6 protein-coding genes are annotated in these 6993 nt (G+C 55.5%); all 6 read left to right on the top strand.

The window, feature by feature from the left end:
* Positions 1-354 precede the first annotated feature (354 nt).
* Complete coding sequence (locus tag WCO56_28115) at positions 355-3513, top strand: helicase-related protein (protein ID MEI7733469.1); 3159 nt, start codon at positions 355-357, stop codon at positions 3511-3513.
* A 45-nt stretch (positions 3514-3558) separates the two neighbouring features.
* Complete coding sequence (locus WCO56_28110) at positions 3559-4782, top strand: PDDEXK nuclease domain-containing protein (protein MEI7733468.1); 1224 nt, start codon at positions 3559-3561, stop codon at positions 4780-4782.
* Between the two features lies 1 nt (position 4783).
* Positions 4784-5008: a hypothetical protein gene (locus WCO56_28105; GenBank protein ID MEI7733467.1), complete on the top strand. Its 225-nt coding sequence runs from the start codon at positions 4784-4786 to the stop codon at positions 5006-5008.
* Positions 5009-5095: 87 nt separating this feature from the next.
* The gene (locus WCO56_28100; GenBank protein MEI7733466.1) at positions 5096-5494 is read left to right on the top strand and encodes an ORF6N domain-containing protein; all 399 of its coding nucleotides are present in this window, start codon (positions 5096-5098) and stop codon (positions 5492-5494) included.
* Positions 5495-5519: 25 nt separating this feature from the next.
* Positions 5520-5870 carry a four helix bundle protein gene (locus tag WCO56_28095; protein MEI7733465.1) on the top strand — a complete coding sequence of 117 codons (351 nt, stop codon included), beginning with the start codon at positions 5520-5522 and terminating at the stop codon, positions 5868-5870.
* Positions 5871-6004: 134 nt separating this feature from the next.
* A complete protein-coding gene (locus WCO56_28090; GenBank protein MEI7733464.1) occupies positions 6005-6916 on the top strand; it encodes a hypothetical protein in 912 nt (303 codons plus the stop codon).
* Positions 6917-6993: the final 77 nt, after the last annotated feature.

The following is a 6993-nucleotide window of genomic DNA, read 5'->3' as shown; positions in this document are numbered from 1 at the left end:
TGAGGAAACATGGACCGCAAGGTTGCGTGCGCCTCAGTCCTACTCGACCAAAAGTCTTTCAGCCCCGGCTTCGACCTTCGGGTTCCATTTCCCCTATTTTTTCCTTCCATCCCACCCACTTTTTGCCACACTTCACCTAGGAAACCACTGGTTGGGAGAATTTTATAGATGCCCTCTGACGCGTTAAAACCAGGCACAACACCGTGGAGCCCGCTCCGTCTGGAGGCGGGCCAAGTTATCACGTTCGTCGCTTGGTTTTCCCGCCCCCCAGGCCGCCCGCCAGAATATGGATCATTTTTACAAACTTTTGACTATAGGCAACCTATTGCCTGCGGTCACCGATGAGGAATCCCAATGACTGACTCGATCAAATCTGGCGGCGAACTGTTCATCGTTGATAACAGCGATGACAATTGGAAGGGCCTTAAATATCTCCAGGACTGGACCGAAATTGCCAGCGCCTTCGATATCGCCACCGGCTATTTTGAAATTGGCTCGCTCCTTGCCCTGGACGGCAAGTGGCAGAAACTGGATAAAATCCGCATCCTCATGGGCAACGAGGTCTCCGCTCGCACCCGGCAAGCCATTCTCGACGGGCTTAAGCAGGACATCACCGCCCGCCTCGACGCCAGCATCGAATCGGAAAAGGAAAAGAATGATTTCCTTGCCGGTGTCGCCGCCATCGTGCAGGCGTTGCGCGATGGCAAAATCGAATGCCGCGCCTTCGCAAAAAGGAAATTCCACGCCAAAGCCTACATCACCCATCCACGGGTGGCCGTCATTGGCTCCGTCGCCCTGGTCGGCTCCAGTAATTTCACCGTCCCCGGCCTTACGCAAAACATTGAGTTGAACATCCAGGTCAAGGCCGCTGGCGACGTGCGCCAGTTGCAGGAATGGTATGAGCAGCATTGGGCCGAGGCCGAGAATATCACCCCCGAAATTCTCGCCACCGTCGAACGCCACATCCGCGAATACTTGCCGTTCGATGTCTATGCCAAGGCGCTGGATGAGCTATTCCGCCGCCACGAGCTGACCGCCAACGAATGGGAAAAGACCAAATCCAAGATCCACCCCATCCTCGACCAGTATCAGCGCGACGGCTACGCCTCGCTCTATCACACGGCCACCAATTACAATGGTGCGTTTTTGTGCGACGGCGTCGGCTTGGGCAAAACCTTTATCGGCCTCATGCTCATTGAGCGGTTGGTGATGTATGAGAATAAGCGCGTCGTCTTGTTCGTCCCCAAGTCCGGCCGCGTGCCGGTCTGGGAGCGCAACATCAAACGCTACCTGCCGCATCTCCTGAACGGCTTCCTCTCGTTCAAGATATTCAATCACACCGATCTCATGCGCGGTGTCAGTGCCGATGGCATCGATTTTCCGTCCATCTTTGAGCAGATGACGGATCAGGCGGATGCCGTGGTCATAGATGAAGCCCACCATTTCCGCAACCGCGGCCTCACCCGCGAATCCGGCGGGTCCCGTTACTGGAAACTCTACGACCTTTGCGCTAACAAGCGGATTTTCCTGCTCACCGCCACGCCCGTCAATAACGCGCTCACGGATTTCCAACACTTGATCGAGCTCTTTTCCCGCGAGAAACCAGATGCCTTTGCCGCCCGCATCGGCATTTATAATCTCAGCGCCCATTTCCGGCAGATGGAGAAACAGCTCGCCGGCCTGGTCAGCGGCCAGGTCCTGGGCGAACTCTTCACCGCCAATTCCGTCGAGGCCGGGCAGGTCCTGGTCAGCGATAAGTTATTCCGCGAACTCGTCGTCCAGCGCAGCCGCGCCTATGTCGTCGCCAGCCAGAAACAGCAGGGCTCCGCCGCGGCGCTGTTCCCCGCCAAGGAGGACCCGCGCGTCGCGAATTATTCGGTCAAAAAAACCTACGGCCATTTGCTGGGCAAAATCGAACTCGCCTTCGCCAAGGAAAAACCCCTGTTCGCGCTCGGCCCGTATCATCCCTTGGATTATCCGGTCGGCGCGGTGGATGAAAAAGGCAACTTCGAGATTGGCCGCCAGCGTGGCCTCGTTCGCCTCATTCGCGTGCAGTTCCTGAAACGCTTTGAAAGCTCCATCACCGCCTTTGAACAGTCCTGCCAGAATTTGCTGCTGAAATTTATTGCCTTCCTTGAAGTCAACAGCCAGTCCAAGCGCGAAAAGGACCGCCTGGAGAAATGGCGCACCCGCAATCAGGAATTGTTGTCCCACATCCACACCCGCCGGAAAGAGTTTGACGAAGACAATGCCAGCGAGGAAACCGAGGAAACCCTTGGCGACGAATTTCTCGATCACTTTGTGCCACTGGATCGCAAAATTTACCGGGTGGACGAGATTTTCGATGACACGTTCGACGACCTCGAAACGCTTGTGGATTTCCTGGAGGAACTGAAAACCTTCACCCCCGCCCAGGATGATAAGCTCAAGGCCCTGGTCAAATTGCTGAAATCCGATGCCGAGCTAAAAGGCCGCAAGGTGCTGGTATTCACGGAATACATGGCCACCGCTCGTTACCTCAAACACGAGTTACAAGCGGCAGGCATCGAGGGCGTGGATGAAGTGGACAGCGCCACCATCCAGGACCGCACCGTTGTCCTCCAGCGGTTCGCCCCCTATTACAACGACTCCTCCACCGCCGATCTCGCCGCCCGCAACCTCAAGGAAACGCGCATCCTGCTCGCCACGGATGTCCTGTCCGAAGGCTTGAACCTCCAGGACGCCACGCGCATGATCAATTACGATCTCCATTGGAACCCTGTCCGCCTCATGCAGCGCATTGGCCGTGTGGATCGCCGCCTTAATCCCGCCGTGGAACAAAAAATCATCGCCGACCATCCCGAGGAGAAGCCTCTGCGCGGCAAGGTTGTCTATTGGAATTTCCTGCCGCCCGATGAGTTGGATGATTTGCTGAAACTTTACAGCCGGGTCGCTCACAAGGCATTGCGCATCTCCAAGGTCTTTGGCATTGAAGGCAAAAAACTGCTCAAACCCAGCGATGACTTTGACGCGCTCAAGGATTTCCAAAACAGCTACGAAGGCACCACCACCCCCACCGAAAAAATGCAGTTGGAACTGGAACGCCTGCTCAAGGAAAACCCGGCGCTGGAAACCCATCTGGACGCGCTCCCCGGTCGCGTCTTCAGCGGCAAGGCCCATCACCGGCCCGGCGCGCAGGCGGTGTTCTTCTGCTACACCCTGCCCGCCGAGGACAAGACCAAGGGTAGCGCGGGCGTTTCGTCCGCCGATGCTCCTATCTGGACGGATGCCGCCGGGCGCACCGCTTGGTATCTCTATGATTTCGCCACGTCCAAAATCCTGGATCAGCCGGAAGAAATCCATGCGTACATCCAGTGCCAGTTGGATACGCCACGGCGCGTGGAGATGACGGCGGCAGCCTTGCGCACCGTCCGCCTGAAAATCGAAACCCACATCAAAAACACCTACCTCAAACAGATGCAGGCCCCCGTGGGTGTTAAACCAACCCTGAAATGCTGGATGGAGTTGGGGTGAAAAAGGTCAACCGTTGAAAGGCAAAAGGAACAACGAAATTCGTTCATGAAATACGCGCAACTCATCAAAGCCATTGATTCAACCAGCCAGAAATTGCTGGGTCATGCAGCCACAGTCGTCAATCAATCCCTCGTCATGCGGAATTGGCTCGTCGGCGCCTATATTGTGGAATTTGAACAAAACGGGGAGGACCGGGCAAAATATGGCACCCGGTTGCTGCCACGCCTCGCCGGTGATTTAAAGAAGCGTGGCGTCAACGGCGTCAGTCCCGACATGTTGGAGCGAATGCGCCAGTTCTATTTTGTCTATCCGCAAGCCGGATCGGACATTTCCGCACCGCTGGTGCGGAAATTGACCATCCCGCTGCTGGGCGCTGTGCGAACCGGCATTTCCGCACCACTGGTGCGGAAATCCTCCGGCGGCATCCAACCTTTGTCCGCCAACGCGATTTTTCGTTTCTCTTGGACGCAACTGATCGAATTAATTCGGATTGAGGATCCGCTCAAACGCGCTTTTTACGAAAACGAGTGTCTCAAAGGCAACTGGTCAAAACGCCAGCTCCAGCGCCAGATCGGCTCTCTTCTCTACGAACGCACCGGCCTTTCCACCGACAAAACCGCCGTCGTCCGCCGGGCTCATCGCCAGGAACCTCAAGCAACCATCGCCGACCTGATTCGTGATCCTTATATTTTGGAGTTTGCCGGGCTCGCCGAGGTGCCCCGTTATAACGAAAGTGATCTGGAGCAGGCACTGCTGGATCATTTGCAACAGTTCCTGCTGGAATTGGGTACCGGATTTTGTTTCGAAGCCCGTCAGCTTCGCGTGACGATCGGCAATGAGCACGACTATATTGATCTGGTTTTTTACCACCGCGTATTGCGGTGCCATGTTTTACTCGACCTCAAGGTCCGGCCCTTCAAACATGGCGATGCCGGCCAAATGAATTACTACCTTAACTACTTTAAGCAACGAATCATGCGCGACGGCGACCATCCCCCGGTGGGGATCATCTTGTGCAGCGACCGGGAAAACACGAAAGTCGAATTTGCCACGTCCGGGATGGACAATAAACTGTTCGTTTCGCGCTACTTGGTTTCGTTGCCCACCGTGGCGCAACTGGAGGCATTCATTGCCAACGACCGTGCGCAAGTCGAGGTCTTGATCGACCAGATGCGAAGGCAGGTGCCAAAAAAGCCCACACGCAAGCGCAAGGTAAATCGTATCTTGCTCACAGGAAGCGATAAAGTCATCAAAGACAGGCAAAATTAAAATGAACCCGTATTATCATTTAATGCCCGCGCAGCGTGCCACCCAACGGCTCGTGGATCAGTTCAATGCGGATGCCGCCTTGTGGCGGAAACTGGAACCGAATCGTCGTTTGCGCCGGCAAGCCCGCCCGCGCCTTTCCCAGCGAAAACTGAAAGCACTGGCCCTGGTGGACTTTGCCCGGCACCGGCCACCGCAGGAATGCATTAGTCCAGCGTGCCTGCCATGAAATCGTTAAGTATTGATTACCAACGCGTGCGAATTCAATACCACAAATTGTGATCTTAAAGCTTGATTGTTCAGATTATAAATAGTTATGAAATATAAACGTACCTCTTCTAAAAGTACTCCTATTGATGGCATCGCAAAGTCGTTTCAAATCATTCCGCTCGAACGCATTCAACATGCCATTCACTTGGTACGTGGTGAGAAGGTCATGCTGGACGCCGATCTGGCCGTCCTTTACGACGTGACGACCGGCAATTTGAACAAAGCCGTTACTCGTAACCTTGATCGTTTTCCCTCCGATTTCATGTTCCAACTGACCGCCGAAGAAGCGCACGCTTTGATATTCCAAACTGGAAGATCAAAGGGACGCGGTGGCCGCCGTCATTTTCCCTACGCTTTCACCGAACAAGGGGTCGCCATGCTCTCCAGCGTGCTGCACAGCGAACGCGCCGTCCAGAAAAGTCAAAAGTCAAAAGTGGAAAGGTAAAATGCAAACGGAAGTCGCCAACTCAATGCCAAAAAATTTACGGGATCGGACTTATGAGTATGCCCGCCGGATTGTCCGGCTTTTCCGGGCATTGCCCAAAGATGACGTGGCCAAGACTCTTGGCCGGCAACTGCTCCGCTCCGGCACCTCGGTGGGCGCCAATTATCGCGAGGCTGCCCGCGCCCGGTCCACGGCCGAGTTCATTGCCAAAATGGGGGATTGCCTCAAGGAAACAGACGAATCCGATTTCTGGCTTGGCCTGATTGAGGACGAAAAAGTAATGGTCGCCACCAAACTGAAGCCGCTCCGCCAGGAAACCATCGAGCTTGTCGCCATCTTCACCGCCAGCTTGAATATCGCCAAAAGAAATGAATGAAGGGAAAAAGGCAAAACGCAGAAGGCAAAATGCAAAAGTCAAACCGCAACACCTCGGTGCAGCCATGCCTTACCCCTTTTCCCTTTTTACTTCTGCCTTTTAACTTTTGCCTTTTAACTTTTAACTTCTGACTTATGAATTTAGACCGCCTCCGCGCCATCAAAACCCTCCCCTCCCTCATTGCCTACCTCCGCGATGAGCTGGACTGGCCCATTACGCCAGATGAAGCCGAGGATATTACCTTCGATTACAACCCGGAGGAACTGGGTTTTGAAACCGCCACCGCCGTCCATGTTAAGGAAATCAAACAACTTCGCCCCCTCGTAACCCGCCAGCCGTGGGGTGTTTTCTGGGTTAATTTCGAGAAAAAGCGCCTCCCGGTTGTCATGCTCCGGCGCATCCTTGGCCACTTGGTTTTGAAAAAACGCGCCACCGCCCGCCAGTCCGGTCAGCGCGCCTGGCATCAGAATGACCTTCTCTTCATCTCCGCCTATGGCGAGGAAGCCGACCGGGCGGTTACCTTCGCTCATTTCAGCCAGGATCCCGAAAGCCCCGGCGACTTGTCCGTCCTCAAGGTCCTGGGTTGGGACGATGGCGACACCGTCTTGCATCTGGCCGATGCCCATCAGCAACTCACCGCCAAGCTCCACTGGCCGGCCAACCCGGCTAATCTGGAGGTCTGGCGCTCCCAATGGGCCTCTGCCTTCAAGCTCCGCCACCGCGAAGTCATTACCACCACCGCCGAACTGGTGGAAGAACTCGCCCGGCTGGCCGATGCCACCCGTCGCCGTACCCGCACCATCCTTGCCCGTGAATCCGAGCGCGGCCCCGTCCGCCGCCTCTATGCCGCCTTCAAAGCCGCGCTCATCCACGACCTCACCGAAGACGACTTTGCCGATGTCATCGCCCAGACCATCTCCTATGGCCTGCTCATCGCCCGTTTCTCCCGCAGCGCCATCTCCGTGCAAAACCTCGTGGACATGGTGCCCGCCACCAACCCGTTCTTGCGCGAACTCCTCAGCACTTTCCTATACACCTGCGCATAAATACCGCTACATATGAACTGGGAAAACCTTGTCCAGTGCGGCTTTTCGTAGCTTCTGACGTTTGTCTCTCGACAAGG

Source organism: Verrucomicrobiota bacterium, from assembly GCA_037139415.1.
Classification (GTDB): domain Bacteria; phylum Verrucomicrobiota; class Verrucomicrobiia; order Limisphaerales; family Fontisphaeraceae; genus JBAXGN01.
The sequence above is the reverse complement of the archived record's forward strand: the minus strand, read 5'-3'. Positions and strand labels throughout refer to the sequence as shown.

What these genes read in the sequence shown, in the direction of transcription:
- WCO56_28115 (MEI7733469.1), top strand. Translation starts at nt 355, where the DNA reads ATGACTGACTCGATCAAATCTGGCGGCGAACTGTTCATCGTTGATAAC.
- WCO56_28110 (MEI7733468.1), top strand. Translation starts at nt 3,559, where the DNA reads ATGAAATACGCGCAACTCATCAAAGCCATTGATTCAACCAGCCAGAAA.
- WCO56_28105 (MEI7733467.1), top strand. Translation starts at nt 4,784, where the DNA reads ATGAACCCGTATTATCATTTAATGCCCGCGCAGCGTGCCACCCAACGG.
- WCO56_28100 (MEI7733466.1), top strand. Translation starts at nt 5,096, where the DNA reads ATGAAATATAAACGTACCTCTTCTAAAAGTACTCCTATTGATGGCATC.
- WCO56_28095 (MEI7733465.1), top strand. Translation starts at nt 5,520, where the DNA reads ATGCCAAAAAATTTACGGGATCGGACTTATGAGTATGCCCGCCGGATT.
- WCO56_28090 (MEI7733464.1), top strand. Translation starts at nt 6,005, where the DNA reads ATGAATTTAGACCGCCTCCGCGCCATCAAAACCCTCCCCTCCCTCATT.